A 15,151-nucleotide genomic window follows, 5' to 3' on the forward strand; every position below is an offset into this window, starting at 1 on the left:
TCCAAAAGCTCTTTTTGTTTAGATTGCAGAGATAGCGTTATGTTTTCAAATCTAAGTAAGAGCGTTCGCCAATACATGTTGGTGACTTTTAACTACTGGAACTTCACCATTACTGATGGTGCACTTCGCATGTTGGTGGTTCTGTATTTTTACGACCTTGGCTACAGTTCGTTAGAAATCGCCTCACTGTTCCTTTTCTATGAATTCTTTGGTGTGGTGACTAACCTAATCGGTGGCTGGTTAGGGGCGCGTCTTGGCCTCAATAAGACCATGAACATTGGGTTAGGCATGCAAGTCGTCGCCTTGGGTATGCTCGCGGTGCCAACGGCAATGCTGACCATTCCTTGGGTCATGGCGGCGCAAGCCTTGTCTGGTATCGCTAAAGACCTCAATAAGATGAGTGCCAAGAGCTCAATTAAGACTCTGGTTCCTGATGAACAACAAGGCGCGCTTTATAAGTGGATTGCGATTCTGACCGGATCTAAGAATGCGCTTAAAGGGGCAGGCTTCTTTATTGGTGGTTTACTACTTTCAACGATTGGCTTCCAATACGCTGTGCTTGCGATGGCAGCCGTGTTGGCATTGGTCTTCGTTGGCAGTGTGTTGAGCTTAGAAGCGGACATGGGTAAAGCGAAAACTAAACCTAAGTTTAAACAGATCTTCTCTAAGTCTGAATCCATCAACATCCTATCCGCAGCACGTATGTTCCTGTTTGGCGCTCGTGATGTGTGGTTTGTGATTGCTTTGCCGATTTACCTAGGCAGCGTGTTTGGGTGGGATCACTTATGGGTGGGTGGCTTTTTAGCGGCTTGGACCATCGCATACGGCTTTGTGCAGGGCATTGCACCCAAGATTACTGGTAAAGCACAAGGCAAGGTGCCTGATGGACATGCAGCGCTATTATGGGCGGGGGCGTTGGTTATCGTGACTGCAGGTATTGCCTATGCGGTGCAAATTGGCTGGCAACCCGAGTTCGTTATTATCGGTGGCTTGATGGTGTTTGGTGCCATCTTTGCGGTGAATTCATCGCTGCACTCATACCTTATTGTGAGTTATGCGAAAGGTGATGGCGTTTCTCTTGATGTCGGTTTCTACTACATGGCAAACGCGATGGGCCGTTTGATTGGCACGATATTGTCGGGCTTGGTATTCCAAATGGCCGGTTTGTCTGCGTGTCTGTGGGTTTCCTTCGCATTCTTGGCGATAACGACGGTGATCTCTCTGCGTTTACCGAAAGTGCCGCAAATTTCAGCGGCATAAGCTTCAGCCACATGAGCCTCATTTGTGAGAGCTCAAGTCGCAGAAGCTAGAGTCGTATGAGCTAAATTCGCGATAAGTATCTCCTTTAACACTAAGCTGACTTGGTATTTATTCCGGTCAGCTTTTTTATTGCTATAGTAGAATGATTGAATATTAATCAGGCATTTACATGAAGCAGCGAATTCTCTTTTTTGATTTAGCACGATGTGTCGCGGCCGTAGCGGTTATCGCGATTCATGTTTTGGCGCCTTATCGCAATGAGTTGGGCACTATTCCTTTCGGTGAATGGCTTACTGCCATTACGGTAAACGGTTTCAGCCGCTGGGCAGTACCTGTGTTCATTTTGATTACTGGCGCACTGATGCTCAGTGATCAGCGCCCGTTTGACGCCAAATACTACCTCAAGCGTCGTTTGGGCAAGGTACTGATACCTTTCATTGTCTGGTCGCTTTTCTATACCTATCTGTCGGGCTGGTCAGCAATGGGCTTTGATGCCGACGTCAGTTGGGACGTGTTGCTTAATAGCTACCATCATTACACCTATTACCACCTTGGTTTCTTCTATTACTTCATCCCACTCTATTTTGTGATTCCGTTCTTGCAGATCATGGTTAGAAAGTACGGTGATAGATCGGTCTATGCCTTTACGGCGGTATGGTTGTTCACAACATTGCTGTTCTTACTGAAAATCGATGGCCCTTGGAGTCACGAATTGTGGTTGTACACCGGTTACTTACCATTGGGTTACTTGCTGTATAAGATTGTGCCACTTAACAAGATGACCGTTGGCGTGAGTGTGTTACTGGGTGGGCTAGCGTTACTAACCACGGTTTACATGGTGGTTGATGCAAGCTTGGTAGCAGAAGAGTACACGGTAGGGCGCTGGCTATCTTACAAAACGTTGAATACCGTATTAGCCGCGAGCATGGTGTTCATGGTATGCCGTTACTATGGTGAAGGCCTGTCTGAGAAGAGTAACCAAGTGGTTGGCTTTATCAGTAAGCACAGCTTAGGTATTTACCTGCTGCACCCGATTTTCTTGTGGCCGATGAAAGAGTTTGGTTGGTACCAAGGACATCCGGCATGGGTTATTCCATTATGGATTGTGATCAGCGGAGCTGGCGCATTATGGATGAGCTGGTTGGTGTCTAAGTCAGAGAAAACGCGTTGGTTATTGCCTTAGCGGTGATTGCTAAGGCTTTCTGATGGATTACTTAGGGGAGACAGTTGAAGCGGCTGACGTTTAGCGCTTCAACGCAAAGTGTAAGAACTTATCGCCTTGGTAGGTTAAGGTTCCTTTGTCGCCAGGGTTAAGGGCGTGGAAGTAGTGGATGCCGACTTGGAATTCTCGCTTCGGACCAACCACACCACGTTGAACGTAAATCCAGTACTCTTGATCTTCTTGGCCCGGTTCTGCGTCAGGAAGGTCGATCGATTGTTTGTCTAACACCGTGACATTCACTTTCTTCTCTGGCGCATTTTCACCTTGCGAGTGTTTTCGATAGAAACCAATAAATACCCAAGCCGCTAGAGCAGCGAGAGCAAAGATGGCAAAAAAGAGTGAATTAGGCATATAACCTCCATGTAGTCGTGATGGTTATTCTAGTCTTTCAGGCAATAGGGATATGTGTTTAAAGCCGTTATTCGTGAACTGTTGTAAGCCAAGCTGATTATTTTTCGGCAGACATCACATTTAATGGTCGGTTTGGGATAAAGCATTGTTATTTATTGTCTCTTTCTCTCGTAAATAACAGTGATTTTGTATAAGAATAGGGAAATGCTCGACTAGAATTATAGTGTGGAGTGGGAGGGCCAAGATGACCGATATTGAAAAAGTGGTGACAAGAACTCGCAATATAGAGAAATTATTGAGGCTTCAATATCATGCCGAAGGCGAAGGATTGCATGAGCTTGTAACAAGCTGTGAAGAAAGGCTACCGCACGATATGGTGAGCAAGCTGCGTTATATCGCAACGTGTCGTAACAAGGTAGTCAATGAACATGAGGCTAAGTTGGAAGACCAACATAAGTTCATCATGATGTGTAACGACTGTGAGAAGGAGCTGACTCCACGTAGTGGTCGTTTTATCTGGCGAGTTGCGATCTTACTGATGATGGCAATGACTTTAGCTGCCGCAGGTTTCTATTATGCGAACTGGGATGTGCTAACACTGCATCTGTTTTCGAAGTGAAAAAATTGAACAAAAAAAGGGACGCTCATGGCGTCCCTTTTTTTATCTGTAACTTGCTTAGTACATCATCGGTAGTGTCATTAGACCTACAACTACCGCGATCATTACAAGTCCTTGTCTTTGCGAAGATGAAATCATAACACTACTCCTAAATTTGGTTGTCTCTCGCTATGTTTTAAAGAATAGCACTACTTATGGCTTTAGATCAAGAATTACTTTCGAAAGCTTTAAAAGTAGTAGAAAACTATGAGTTTTTGGCTTGTTTGGCAGTGTTTAACTGTGTTTTATGGTGTGTTCTTATTTTGTTCGTTGTGATTTATGTTTGTTCTAATTTGATTTAACTTGTTGTTTTGTAATGGTTGTTTTGTGTAATTTATATTGTTAAAGGTTGTTAAACTGTATTAATAGGGGCTGGTGGTGGCTAGGTTTGTTTTGGTTGGTTTTTTAAGTTTTCGACTTGGTTTTTGTGGCGGTTTTTACCGGGGGCTTGAAATAACCTGACAAAACTGGGATTTAAAAAAAGAAAACTGGCTACTTTACAAGTCTAGGCTTGGTTGGCGTTTTTATTTCCTTATTAATCTTGAGTTTCTTTGTTTAAGTTATTGTTATTGTTTGATTTAAAGGTGGTTATTTTAATTTTTCAAGTGTGGTATTTGACGGAATTAGGCCGGTTTTGGTGGGGTCGATAGGTTAGAATTGGCCAAAATTCAAGTATGGCGACTCTAATGCCAGTTTGAATGGGTTTTATGATGATTCGTTCTAGTTTTAAACGAATGGCCATTGTCATGGTGGTAATTGTTACGACTTCAATCTAAAGAGACTCTTTTTAGTGGAAGCGTAATCAAGATCCAATTTTGAGGGGCTGAGGCTTTACATCAACACTCGTGTGCCTAGACTGGCGACGATTTAAAGCAATAGGGCAAGTGGTATGTGGAGTTGGTTAGCGGTTTCCTTATCTGGTATCGGAGCAATAGCAGGAACGAAACATGGACATATCGGTCAGGCCTTATCGTATAAGGTATTTACCTTTGTATTATTAGCGACAATTGCTTTAACTCAGTCGGTTGTGGCTGACTTTACCTATTGGATAGTTGCGGGGTTGGCTATCTCTGCGATCGCAGATGTGCTTCATACTCTCACTCAAAAACGCCCTCTGCATTTTGTCTGCTTCTTATTGGCTCAACTCTGTTACAGCAAAGCTTTTTGGTTACAGCTATCAGGTGAAATGGTTTGGTGGTTGTTCGCGCTGTTATTGGCAGCTTGCGTTGTTGCTTTCTTTTTACTGCTGCCACGCTTAGACAAACTCGTTTTTCCCGTGGTCATCATGGGCATTGTGCTTATTCAGTTAGCATGGGCTTCTGGTGAGGTTTGGCTGCTGGATCCTCAGTTATCACACGCGGTCGGTTTTGCTGGCTGTAGCGTGCTGCTCCTTTCGGCCTTAGCTTATGCGCTAAACAGTTACCGCAGCCCAATCAAGGGCGCTTACTTTTGGGTAACGGGCAGTTACTTTCTCGCACACGCATTCATCGTCGCATCGATTACTATTTAGGGTAGAGCTCTCTCAAGCCTGAGCTACATCAAAACGGCGTTGCTAAAACTCGGTACTCTACGTGTAATTCATTAAACATGAGATTGAGTTATGACGACTGAAATTCACGCACACAACGTTTTAAACCTGCTTAGTGAAAAGCCACTGACTCGCGAAGAGCTAACATTAGCGCTTGCTCAAACCTATGGCGAAGAAGCTCGCTTCCATACTTGTAAGCTCAATGGTCTGGATTTAGATAGCCTGTTGAAGTTTTTCTTGAAGATGGAAAAGGTTGTCGTTGTCGATGATAAGCTTTGCACTAACCGCGAACGTGTGTGTAATCACTAATTCTTAGTGGCTTGTTTTATTCGTGAATAAAGAGTGGGTGCATGTTTCGGCTCCACTCTTTTCATTACCTTTCAATCTGCTTTCGCTAATTTGCCTTCTTATAACATCCCCTTTTAAAAGCATCAGTTAACCCGCTTATCACTGCGTTCGAAAATCAATGTTGAGGCTGCTATACTCCGCGCACTTACGCTTTTCGAGACAAACTTATGGAAATCTTATCTGCAGCAACCATGCTGTTTCTTATCATGGACCCGCTTGGCAACTTGCCAATCGTGCTCTCTATCCTTAAGCATATTGACCCGAAGCGTCGCCGTATTGTTCTGATTCGTGAGCTGATGTTCGCACTGGTTATCTTGCTGCTGTTCTTATTTGCGGGTCAAAGCATCATGAACTTCCTGCACGTACAGCCTGAAACCTTGAGTATTTCTGGCGGTATCATTCTATTTATCATCGCGATTAAGATGATTTTCCCAAGCGCAGGCAGCATTACTGGCCTTGCGGCTGGTGAAGAGCCGTTTATTGTACCGATGGCGATTCCTATGATTGCTGGCCCTTCAGTGATTGCTGCACTGATTCTGCTGTCGACCCAGCATCCAGACAACATGTTAGAGCTTTCAGCGGCTGTGATGCTGGCTTGGGGCGCTACCTTCTTCATTCTGATGTTTAATGGCTTCTTCCTGCGAGTGCTGGGAGAGAGAGGTCTTAAAGCCATCGAACGCTTGATGGGCTTGTTGTTGGTTATGCTGTCGACGCAAATGTTCCTCGATGGTGTGAAAGGCTACATGGGCTAACATCAATATCATTGCTGAATAAAAAAACGCCGCTTAAATGAGCGGCGTTTTTGTCTCTACTGTTTCTGTCATGATGTTTTCTGTAGCTAAGCGTTTTATATCTGGGCTTAAGCTCGATTACATCATGTGTTTGCGTCGGATATCGAGTAAGGCGAAGACACCGAAAATCAATATTGACCACTTCTCCCAACGTGACATCTCGATCTTATCGCCGAATGCACCGATGAAAATCAGCATCTGCAGGCCGTGCATGAAGAACAAGAATGCGGTCATGATATAAAGCGCAATCGCAGCATTACCCGGAAACGGGTAGAAAATATTTACGATTAAGATAAACCAAACAAAGGCGATGGCTGCTTTTGCTAGTGGAAGCAAGAACTTCATTCAATAACTCCTATTCTTCAGTGATTCGATTGAACAGTCGGTAGCTTGACTGTCCGGTGGTCTTGTCGCGATGCAATTCCCAGTTCTCTGGCATAGCTTCGAGTTTCAGTTCTTTCTCTGTCTCGACGTAAATGATGGCATTGTCTGCAAGCCAACCGTTACTCTCAAGCAGTTGTACTGTTTCTGCCAGTAAGCCTTGACGAAATGGTGGATCAAGGAAAACCATATCGTAAGGCGTGCCCGGTTTCTTAAGGAAAGAGATAGCATCAGTATTCACGACATTAATGTTGTCTGCCTTGAGCTCTTTCGCGTTATCAGAAAGCTGTTTAGCCGCCTTTTGATTCATTTCGAGCAGTGTCACCATTTTGGCTTGGCGAGAAGCTGCTTCAAAACCTAGACCGCCAGAACCGGCAAATACATCCAAGCAAGTTGAATGTGGGATATCTTGAGCCACCCAGTTAAAGAGTGTTTCTTTTACTCGGTCAATGGTTGGGCGTAATCCTTCTAAATCATGAACAGGCAGCTTTCTACCTCTCCATGAGCCACTAATAATTCGAACAAAGCCTCCGGATGGCTTTTTTTGTGATGTGTTTTGCTGGCGACGTCTTACCATAGATTTTTTGACCGCTAATAAAGTGATACTATACCGAGCCCAATTTAAGTGGGTTCGTGTATTAAATAAATTTGCAATGACAAAGTGTATCAAGCTAAAAGCAAACTTATCACTGCTTTGTCATTTTTCTTTACTATTCGTTTGTACAAGCTTGTATTGTATAACAATAGCAAAGAGTCGACGTGTATTAAGTCAATACAGCTAATTAGTAGATCTAGGAAACTCCTCTGATGACGGAAAAAAAGAAGCGCGGATTATTATCGTGGCTTGGTTTTGGTGAAGAAGAACAAAGCCCAAAAACTCAGAATGAAGCGAACGTAGAAAGCGTTGAAGATCAAACTGAAGTTGAATCACAAGTTGAGGCTGAACAGGTCGCGCCTGAAGCTGAACAAGTTAAGCCAACTGAATCTGAGCAAGCGCTTGAAGAAGCTCAACAAGAGCAGCAACCTGTCGCAGCAGAAGCAGAAGCAGAAGCAGAAGCAGAAGCAGAAGCAGAAGCAGAAGCAGAACAGGAAGAAGTGGCAGTTCCTCAAGCTAAGGTTGAAGAAGTACAAGAGAAGCCGACAGAAAGCTTCTTTGCTCGTCTTAAGCGCAGCCTAAGCCGCACTAAAGCAAACATCGGTGCTGGTTTCTTTGGTCTGTTCAAAGGCAAGCAAATCGATGAAGACCTGTTTGAAGAGCTAGAAGAGCAACTTCTGATTGCTGACGTGGGTATGAATACCACGGTTAAGATCATTGAAAACCTGACAGAAAAAGCATCTCGCAATGACCTAAAAGACGGTGAAGCGCTTTATGGTCTGCTCAAAGAAGAGATGGCAGACATCTTAAGCCAAGTGGAACAGCCACTGGTTGTTGATACCACTAAAACACCTTACGTTATCTTAATGGTGGGTGTGAACGGTGTAGGTAAGACAACTACGATCGGTAAGCTGGCGAAACAATTCCAAAATGAAGGCAAGAAAGTGATGCTAGCAGCGGGTGATACCTTCCGTGCTGCAGCCGTTGAACAGCTTCAGGTTTGGGGTCAGCGTAACGATGTGCCAGTTATCGCTCAACACACTGGTGCGGACAGTGCGTCTGTTATCTACGATGCGATTGAAGCAGCGAAGGCTCGTGGTGTTGATGTTGTGATTGCTGATACAGCCGGTCGTTTGCAGAACAAGAGCAACCTGATGGAAGAGCTACGCAAGATCGTTCGTGTAATGAAGAAGATTGATGACTCTGCGCCACACGAAATCATGCTAACGCTCGATGCAGGTACAGGTCAGAACGCTATCAGCCAAGCGAAGTTGTTCAGTGAAGTGGCTCCAGTTACGGGTATTACACTGACTAAGCTAGATGGTACGGCGAAAGGTGGTGTAATTTTCTCAATTGCTGACCAGTTCCAGATTCCAATCCGCTACATTGGTGTGGGTGAAGGTATTGATGACCTGCGTCCATTTGAATCTAAAGACTTCATTGAAGCACTATTTAGCCGCGAAGAGTAACGCGAGTAGCAAAGTGGTTTATCCTTAATCTGCTACCGTTTTTAAATTTGATATTAGTGATCGTAAGAGGAATTTTCGGTGATCAAATTTCAGCAAGTGAGTAAAGCCTACCGAGGTGGAAGACAAGCGCTCCAAAAAGTGGACTTTCACCTGAAACGTGGAGAGATGGCTTTTTTGGGTGGGCACTCTGGGGCTGGTAAAAGTACCTTGCTGAAGTTGATCTGCGCGATAGAGCGTCCAACTGATGGACGTGTCTGGTTCAACGATCACGATATCACTCGTATCCCAGCCAAAGACATTCCTTTCTTACGCCGTAATATTGGGATTGTTTTTCAAGACCATCGCCTGCTGATGGACCGTTCGATTTTCGATAACGTCGCTCTGCCTATGCGTATTGAATCTATTTCTGAAAACGAAATAAAACGCCGAGTCAGTGCTGCGTTGGATAAAACCGGTTTATTAGATAAAGCCCGTTGTTTGCCAAGCCAACTTTCTGGTGGTGAACAACAACGCGTGGGTATTGCTCGCGCCGTGGTTAACCGTCCAACTCTGCTTTTAGCCGATGAGCCTACCGGTAATCTAGACCCTGAATTATCTAACCGTGTGTTGCGATTATTTGAAGAATTCAACCGCGCAGGTGTGACGATCATCCTAGCGACGCATGATATCGGGTTAGTGAACACTCGCCCTCAGTACCGCCATCTTGAATTAAACCAAGGATTTTTGAGTGAGGTTGAAGACTATGGCCGCGAATAAGCGCATCAAAAAACCTCAATCTAATCGAGCAGCAAACCGCGCTTCAAGCGACGGCTTCTTTGTTGTTCACTGGAAACAAGCCAAGTCATCGTTCTCGCAAATGTGGCAGCGCCCGTTAGGCAACTTACTGACCCTTGCGGTGATCTCTATGGCGTTGGCGATGCCAGCTTGTTTGTACCTATTAGGTAAAAATGTAGGGGAAGTGGCGCAAGATGTCACTAGCCCGTCACAAATAAGTGCTTATGTAGAGGATGGTATTCCTGAGCCACGAGTAATGGTGCTTAAGGATGAAATCGAAAGTTGGGATCAAGTTGAGCTCGTGGAGTACATTTCTCCGCAGCAAGGGCTTGCAGACCTCAGCCAGTATTCTGGTTTTGAAGACGCCCTAACCATTCTCGACGATTATTCACTGCCAGGTGTGCTGGTGATTACGCCAAGCGTGCACAGCGATACCTTAATTAAAGAGCTGGCAGGCACAGTTAAACAACAAGAATTAGTGACCGATGTTCGCCTAGACGAAGATTGGTTAGCGCGATTAGATGCAATCAAAGCATTAGCGGCTGTCATCGTGATTACCTTAACGGTATTGATGCTGGGCGCGGTATTTCTGATTATCGGCAATACACTACGATTTAATGTGTTGGCGCATAAAGAAGAGATTCAAACCATGAAGCTGATTGGTGCGACCGACAGCTACATTCTTCGACCATACCTTTATGCTGGGATGTGGTTTGGCGTTTTAGGTTCGATTAGCGCTTGGGTAATGACGGCATTGATTACCGTATTGCTGAACAGCGCGGTGGATGACTTGGCTCAGCTATACGACAGCCACTTCCGTTTAATTGGCCTGAGTTGGGATGAATCTTTACTGCTTTTGATCGTCGGAACTCTGCTTGGTAGTGTGGCTGCAAAGCTTTCTGCACAGCGTCACCTAAAAGAAATTGAACCAGTTTAGGTGAATAGAGTCATATTTAGACGAAAAATAGGCACTTCTTAACCAGTTTTTGCCTTGTATAGACGAATTGATTATGCATAATTACTTCCCCCTCCTTGAAACCTGTTCATTTTAGGTTCAAGATTGTAGGGTTTTAATAGATGTATTACTCCAGATCAGAGATTGATGAGGAACCGAATGGCAAACCAAGCGTATCAAATGGCTTTAGTCACACAAGATAGTTTAGATAGCTATATCCGCTCAGCGAACAGCTACCCTATGCTGACTCCTGAAGAGGAACGTGGACTTGCAGAGCGATTACATTACAAAGGTGAGATCGACGCTGCGAAAGGCTTGATCCTTTCCCACCTAAGATTCGTGGTGCACGTTGCAAGAGGCTACTCTGGCTACGGGCTACCAATGGCTGATCTCGTCCAAGAAGGTAACATCGGCTTGATGAAGGCTGTTAAGCGCTTCAATCCAGAAGTTGGTGTTCGTCTCGTCTCGTTTGCTGTTCACTGGATCAAAGCTGAAATCCATGAATACGTTCTACGTAACTGGCGTATCGTTAAAATTGCGACCACTAAGGCACAGCGTAAACTGTTCTTTAACCTTCGTAAGTCTAAAAAGCGTTTGGGTTGGTTCAATAACGGTGAAGTTGAGACGGTTGCTCGTGAACTGGGTGTTGAGCCTTCAGAAGTTCGTGAGATGGAATCTCGCTTAGCAGCACAAGATGCGACGTTTGAAGCGCCTATGGACGATGACGATGGCGGTTCTGCTTACACTGCTCCAGTTTACTACCTAGAAGACAAGGCGTCAGACGTTGCTGAGACGGTTGAAGCGGCTAACTGGGAGTCACACACCAATAATCGCCTAGGGCTAGCACTAGCAAGCTTAGACGAGCGTAGCCAACACATTGTTCGCTCACGTTGGTTAGACGACAACAAGGCAACCCTGCAAGACTTAGCGGATACCTACAGTATCTCAGCTGAGCGTGTTCGCCAGTTAGAAAAGAATGCGATGAAGAAATTGAAACAAGCCGTTGGTGATTTCTAATAGCATCTAGTTTCTATTAGCTTCTACTTTCTAGTAGAGCTAACAAATAGCTGAATTTTGAAAAGGCCGAGATCGAGAGATCTCGGTCTTTTTGTTTTGGATCGATTTCTCAACTTTTGCGATCGAAATTTGCAAAATGATTTTGTGGATAACTCTGTGAGAAGTTTATTCGTCAGCTATCTAAAAGCAGTGTGTAGTAAGGCTTTGACGGGGTTTTTCGAGTGGGGATATGTTTCAGTTAACCCACAGTTAGATCAGGATCATTACTACATGTTGTGGATCTATTTTTGAAAAGACACTTTATTCACGCAATTCACAGATTTATCCACAAATGGTGTAAAAGTGATCGCTGGTGGATAACCTTATTAAGTGGATGTGAATGTTAGCCTTGGGATAGGTTACAATGGCAGCAAAGTAAATCAGTATAAAAAGAGAAAGTCATGGACCAGTTTAAACATATCGATGTTAAAGGCGCTCAAGCCCTCATCGAACAAGGCGAAGCTCGACTTGTCGATATACGTGACCCGCAGTCTTTTGCGGTTGCCCACCCAAAAACAGCCTACCACCTGACTAACGATACGATGGTGTCATTCATGGATGAGGTTGAGTTCGAACAACCTATCTTAGTGATGTGCTACCACGGCATCAGTAGCCAAGGTGCGGCACAATATTTAGTGAACCAAGGCTTTGAAGAGGTATATAGTGTTGATGGTGGTTTCGAAGCTTGGCATCGTGCTGAACTTCCAGTGATCGCAGGTTAATGACTTTCATCACCTGAACCGCCTCAAGCATCCCTCATAAAATGAATAGGAAGTAACAATGATTAGATTGATGGTGTTAGACAATCCACGTCTTGCTCAAGCATTTATTGATTATATGGCCTCTCGTCAGATCCCTATTCAGATGTCTCCAGAGGGAGAAGGGCGTTTTGCTCTTTGGCTTCTTGATGGCCAATTTCAGGTTGAAACCGAAGCTGAGCTGAATCGTTTTCTGGCTGAGCCCAATCATAAGCGCTATCAAGCTGCATCTTGGGACATGGCAGAGACCAGAAAGAGCAACTTCCATTACCACACGCCAAGCTTCATGGGCATGATCAAAGCCAAAGCAGGCCCAGTGACACTAAGCCTGATGTTGGTGTGTGTGGTGATTTTTGCGCTGCAACAGATCGGTTTTGGCCAAGCTATTTTCAATGCCCTACATTTCCCAGCGGTGGATGGACAGCAATGGCAGCTGTGGCGTTGGTTGAGTCATGCCGTTCTACATTTCTCTGTTATGCACATCGCATTTAATATTTTGTGGTGGTGGCAGCTAGGTGGAGACATTGAGAAGAAACTTGGCAGCCTCAAGCTACTTCAGATCTTTGCTGTCTCTTCTGCGCTTTCAGGTGCTGGGCAGTATTGGGTTGAAGGGGCGAACTTCGGTGGTTTGTCTGGTGTTGTGTATGCCTTGGTTGGTTACTTATGGGTGGTTGGTGCGAAGGCGCCACAACTTGGTTTAGGTATCCCAAGACAGATTGTCGGCTTTATGTTGGTGTGGTTGGTGCTTGGGTACATGCAGCCATTTATGGCTATCGCCAATACGGCGCATTTAGCTGGTCTAGCCGCTGGTGTGATTATTGGCTTTATCGATGCGATGAAAGCACCAAGCTCGGCAAGAAGCTAATTCATATCTTCTAATGAGTAGCCAAACGATAGAGACAAAAAAAGCGGCCAGATGAGCCGCTTTTTTATTGGGATTCGTTTTACATCATTACTGATAAAGGTACTTGGTAAACAGTAAGTCAGCAATCAGGGTTTTACCTGTCTCTGGAAGCAAAATCTTGTTGAGGTGTTCAACTAAGGATTTTCTTAAGTCTTCACGGCCAGATAGAGATTTAATGGTTTCTTCGTTTTGTTTGCCAAGCAATTCAATCACCGCATCGCGAATCAGTGGTTGGTGATGCTCAATAGCGGCCAAGTCGCTACTATTTGCCACCATGATGTCGAGGCGAACCTGAATGTAGCCCAGTTTTTTACCTTTAGTGTAAAAATTGGTGGTCAGGTCTGGCTCTAGCGTGAAGTAGGCGAGTTTAGCTGCCGACTCCTCTTCCGCGAAACTTGATGCTGAAAAGAGTAGGGTAATCGCAAGAAATATTTGGGCTACATAACGTTTGTGCATATTTGTGACTTTTCTTTAGTTTATTCGCGATATTCGAAACGCATTAGTCTTGTTACAATGAGCGGTCTAAATCTAAATACGTTTACGATTCGAAGAACGCTTTAATTTTGTTCGAAAGTTGAAGCTTTATTGTACGTGTAAAGTCACCTATTGAATACTAGTATGAATCAGCCAATATCGCTGTATCTTAATTCGCTAATGAATGTAGATTGGCAAAGTACAGAAACATTTGATTTTCCTAATAAAACCACCAAAGAGTGGCTTATGGAGCAAGGTTCTCTTTCCCGCAAGTTGGGGAAGTGTTGTCAGCACCTGTCTGTTGAGTTGCTTCATAATCAAGTTGTAGAACGCTCAATGTTGCAACAAGACGAGGAACATCTTTTATCATCATTTGATTGCTTGCTGCGTAAAGTGATTTTGAAGGGTGATGATGCCCCATGGGTGCTAGGTCGAACCTTGATTCCCCGTGTGACGTTAGAAGATCATCAACACTCCGACCTTTCTCAACAAGGAAATGTCCCGCTTGGACTAACGGTGTTTAGTGCTGAGAATGTCGAGCGGGATGCGCTGCAAGTCGGTTGGGTTATCGCAGGTGATGAGTGTTTACTCGCGCGTCGCTCTCGATTATGGATGAACCATAAACCGATGCTTGTGGCAGAACTGTTTTTACCAACATCACCCATTTACTCTAAGGAGAGTGTGTAAATGTTTGCCACCAAAGCGAAGGCGTACTGGCAATTAACGCGAATGAATCGCCCGATTGGTACTCTGTTACTCCTTTGGCCGACTTTGTGGTCGCTGATTATCGCCGCACAAGGTATGCCTGATTTTGATGTCTTGGTTGTTTTCGTACTCGGCGTCGTGTTGATGCGTTCAGCTGGCTGTGTGATCAATGATTTTGCGGACCGTAAAGTGGATGGCCATGTTAAACGCACCAAGCAGCGTCCATTACCCTCAGGTTTGGTTTCCAGTAAGGAAGCGATTCTGCTCTTTTTAGTGCTAGCCGTAGTTTCATTTTTGCTAGTACTCACCATGAATCCACTGACCATTAAGCTCTCATTTATTGGTGTGGGTCTGGCGTTCATTTACCCTTTCATGAAGCGTTTTACACATCTTCCACAGTTGTTCCTCGGCTTAGCGTTTAGTTGGGCGATACCAATGGCATGGGCTGCACAAACCAATGAACTACCAAGTATTGTTTGGTTTATCTTCGTTATTAATGCTTTGTGGACGGTTGCTTACGACACGCAATATGCGATGGTAGACCGAGATGATGACCTGAAGATTGGTATTAAATCGACGGCTATTTTATTTGGTCGCTTCGATAAGCTTATCGTCGGCTCTTTGCAACTTGTTACTCTAGCGATGCTGATTGTGTTAGGTATGCACTACCAATTGGGTGATACTTTCTATTGGGCATTGTTAGCCGCAGGCAGCTTGTTTGTGTACCAACAACATTTGATGCGGCATCGTGACCGAGACTTATGTTTTCAAGCTTTTCTAAATAACAACTATGTTGGTATGGCCGTAACGGTCGGTTTGTTCGTTACCTTCTGGTAAGCATCAGTTTTTATCAAACGAATATTCAAGAAAAAGGTTCATCGCGGCTTTCCGGGGAAAGCCGCTTTTATCTTCAAGAAGAAGT

The 15,151-nt window shown here is 44.6% G+C and carries 18 protein-coding genes; 14 read left to right on the plus strand and 4 right to left on the minus strand.

The window, feature by feature from the left end; translation table 11 throughout:
• Positions 1–39 precede the first annotated feature (39 nt).
• Complete coding sequence (gene arsJ, locus ACED41_RS18615) at positions 40–1,260, plus strand: organoarsenical effux MFS transporter ArsJ (RefSeq protein ID WP_371725450.1); 1,221 nt, start codon at positions 40–42, stop codon at positions 1,258–1,260.
• 169 nt (positions 1,261–1,429) lie between these two features.
• A complete protein-coding gene (locus ACED41_RS18620; protein ID WP_017061031.1) occupies positions 1,430–2,443 on the plus strand; it encodes an acyltransferase in 1,014 nt (337 codons plus the stop codon).
• Positions 2,444–2,503: 60 nt separating this feature from the next.
• Here ACED41_RS18620 and ACED41_RS18625 read toward each other — a convergent pair whose 3' ends face one another.
• Positions 2,504–2,833 (minus strand): DUF2500 domain-containing protein, encoded by a 330-nt coding sequence (locus ACED41_RS18625; RefSeq protein ID WP_017061032.1) that lies wholly within the window; start codon positions 2,831–2,833, stop codon positions 2,504–2,506.
• A 244-nt stretch (positions 2,834–3,077) separates the two neighbouring features.
• Here ACED41_RS18625 and ACED41_RS18630 point away from each other — a divergent pair, with 244 nt between their 5' ends.
• The 4 genes from ACED41_RS18630 to ACED41_RS18645 all read left to right on the plus strand — a co-directional run bounded on the left by ACED41_RS18630 (position 3,078) and on the right by ACED41_RS18645 (position 6,119).
• Positions 3,078–3,452 (plus strand): hypothetical protein, encoded by a 375-nt coding sequence (locus ACED41_RS18630; RefSeq protein WP_004736595.1) that lies wholly within the window; start codon positions 3,078–3,080, stop codon positions 3,450–3,452.
• A gap of 928 nt (positions 3,453–4,380) precedes the next feature.
• A complete protein-coding gene (locus ACED41_RS18635; protein WP_017061033.1) occupies positions 4,381–5,001 on the plus strand; it encodes a lysoplasmalogenase in 621 nt (206 codons plus the stop codon).
• 90 nt (positions 5,002–5,091) lie between these two features.
• Complete coding sequence (locus ACED41_RS18640) at positions 5,092–5,328, plus strand: YecH family metal-binding protein (protein WP_017066763.1); 237 nt, start codon at positions 5,092–5,094, stop codon at positions 5,326–5,328.
• 206 nt (positions 5,329–5,534) lie between these two features.
• Positions 5,535–6,119 (plus strand): YhgN family NAAT transporter, encoded by a 585-nt coding sequence (locus ACED41_RS18645; RefSeq protein ID WP_017061035.1) that lies wholly within the window; start codon positions 5,535–5,537, stop codon positions 6,117–6,119.
• Between the two features lie 117 nt (positions 6,120–6,236).
• Here the strand turns inward: ACED41_RS18645 and ACED41_RS18650 are convergent, their stop codons facing one another.
• Together ACED41_RS18650 and rsmD are read right to left on the minus strand one after the other, a co-directional pair.
• Entirely contained in the window at positions 6,237–6,503 is a 267-nt protein-coding gene (locus ACED41_RS18650) for a DUF1145 domain-containing protein (protein WP_016784000.1), read from the minus strand.
• A 10-nt stretch (positions 6,504–6,513) separates the two neighbouring features.
• Complete coding sequence (gene rsmD / locus ACED41_RS18655; RefSeq protein WP_017066764.1) at positions 6,514–7,116, minus strand: 16S rRNA (guanine(966)-N(2))-methyltransferase RsmD; 603 nt, start codon at positions 7,114–7,116, stop codon at positions 6,514–6,516.
• Positions 7,117–7,346: 230 nt separating this feature from the next.
• On the opposite strand from rsmD, the gene ftsY reads away from it, so the two are divergent.
• The 6 genes from ftsY to glpG all read left to right on the plus strand — a co-directional run bounded on the left by ftsY (position 7,347) and on the right by glpG (position 13,011).
• The gene (gene ftsY, locus ACED41_RS18660; protein WP_136989532.1) at positions 7,347–8,603 is read left to right on the plus strand and encodes a signal recognition particle-docking protein FtsY; all 1,257 of its coding nucleotides are present in this window, start codon (positions 7,347–7,349) and stop codon (positions 8,601–8,603) included.
• A gap of 78 nt (positions 8,604–8,681) precedes the next feature.
• Positions 8,682–9,359, plus strand: a complete 678-nt coding sequence (gene ftsE / locus ACED41_RS18665) for a cell division ATP-binding protein FtsE (protein WP_004736585.1) — start codon at positions 8,682–8,684, stop codon at positions 9,357–9,359.
• Positions 9,346–10,314 carry a permease-like cell division protein FtsX gene (ftsX, locus tag ACED41_RS18670; protein ID WP_017061038.1) on the plus strand — a complete coding sequence of 323 codons (969 nt, stop codon included), beginning with the start codon at positions 9,346–9,348 and terminating at the stop codon, positions 10,312–10,314. The genes ftsE and ftsX overlap by 14 nt, the downstream gene beginning before the upstream one ends.
• 177 nt (positions 10,315–10,491) lie before the next feature.
• Positions 10,492–11,349 carry an RNA polymerase sigma factor RpoH gene (gene rpoH / locus ACED41_RS18675; protein ID WP_017055518.1) on the plus strand — a complete coding sequence of 286 codons (858 nt, stop codon included), beginning with the start codon at positions 10,492–10,494 and terminating at the stop codon, positions 11,347–11,349.
• 440 nt (positions 11,350–11,789) lie between these two features.
• Positions 11,790–12,110 (plus strand): thiosulfate sulfurtransferase GlpE, encoded by a 321-nt coding sequence (gene glpE, locus ACED41_RS18680; RefSeq protein WP_017061039.1) that lies wholly within the window; start codon positions 11,790–11,792, stop codon positions 12,108–12,110.
• A gap of 58 nt (positions 12,111–12,168) precedes the next feature.
• A complete protein-coding gene (gene glpG / locus ACED41_RS18685) occupies positions 12,169–13,011 on the plus strand; it encodes a rhomboid family intramembrane serine protease GlpG (RefSeq protein ID WP_017063770.1) in 843 nt (280 codons plus the stop codon).
• Positions 13,012–13,098: 87 nt separating this feature from the next.
• Here glpG and ACED41_RS18690 read toward each other — a convergent pair whose 3' ends face one another.
• Complete coding sequence (locus tag ACED41_RS18690) at positions 13,099–13,506, minus strand: flagellar basal body-associated protein FliL (RefSeq protein WP_017063771.1); 408 nt, start codon at positions 13,504–13,506, stop codon at positions 13,099–13,101.
• 162 nt (positions 13,507–13,668) lie between these two features.
• Between ACED41_RS18690 and ACED41_RS18695 the strand changes: the two genes are divergently transcribed.
• Both ACED41_RS18695 and ubiA read left to right on the plus strand, forming a co-directional pair.
• Positions 13,669–14,211, plus strand: coding sequence for a chorismate lyase (locus ACED41_RS18695; protein WP_010438706.1), 543 nt, complete (start codon positions 13,669–13,671; stop codon positions 14,209–14,211).
• The gene (ubiA, locus tag ACED41_RS18700; protein ID WP_010438705.1) at positions 14,212–15,066 is read left to right on the plus strand and encodes a 4-hydroxybenzoate octaprenyltransferase; all 855 of its coding nucleotides are present in this window, start codon (positions 14,212–14,214) and stop codon (positions 15,064–15,066) included.
• Positions 15,067–15,151: the final 85 nt, after the last annotated feature.

The sequence above is a fragment of the Vibrio sp. 1F255 genome (genome assembly GCF_041439145.1).
GTDB lineage: Bacteria > Pseudomonadota > Gammaproteobacteria > Enterobacterales > Vibrionaceae > Vibrio > Vibrio crassostreae_C.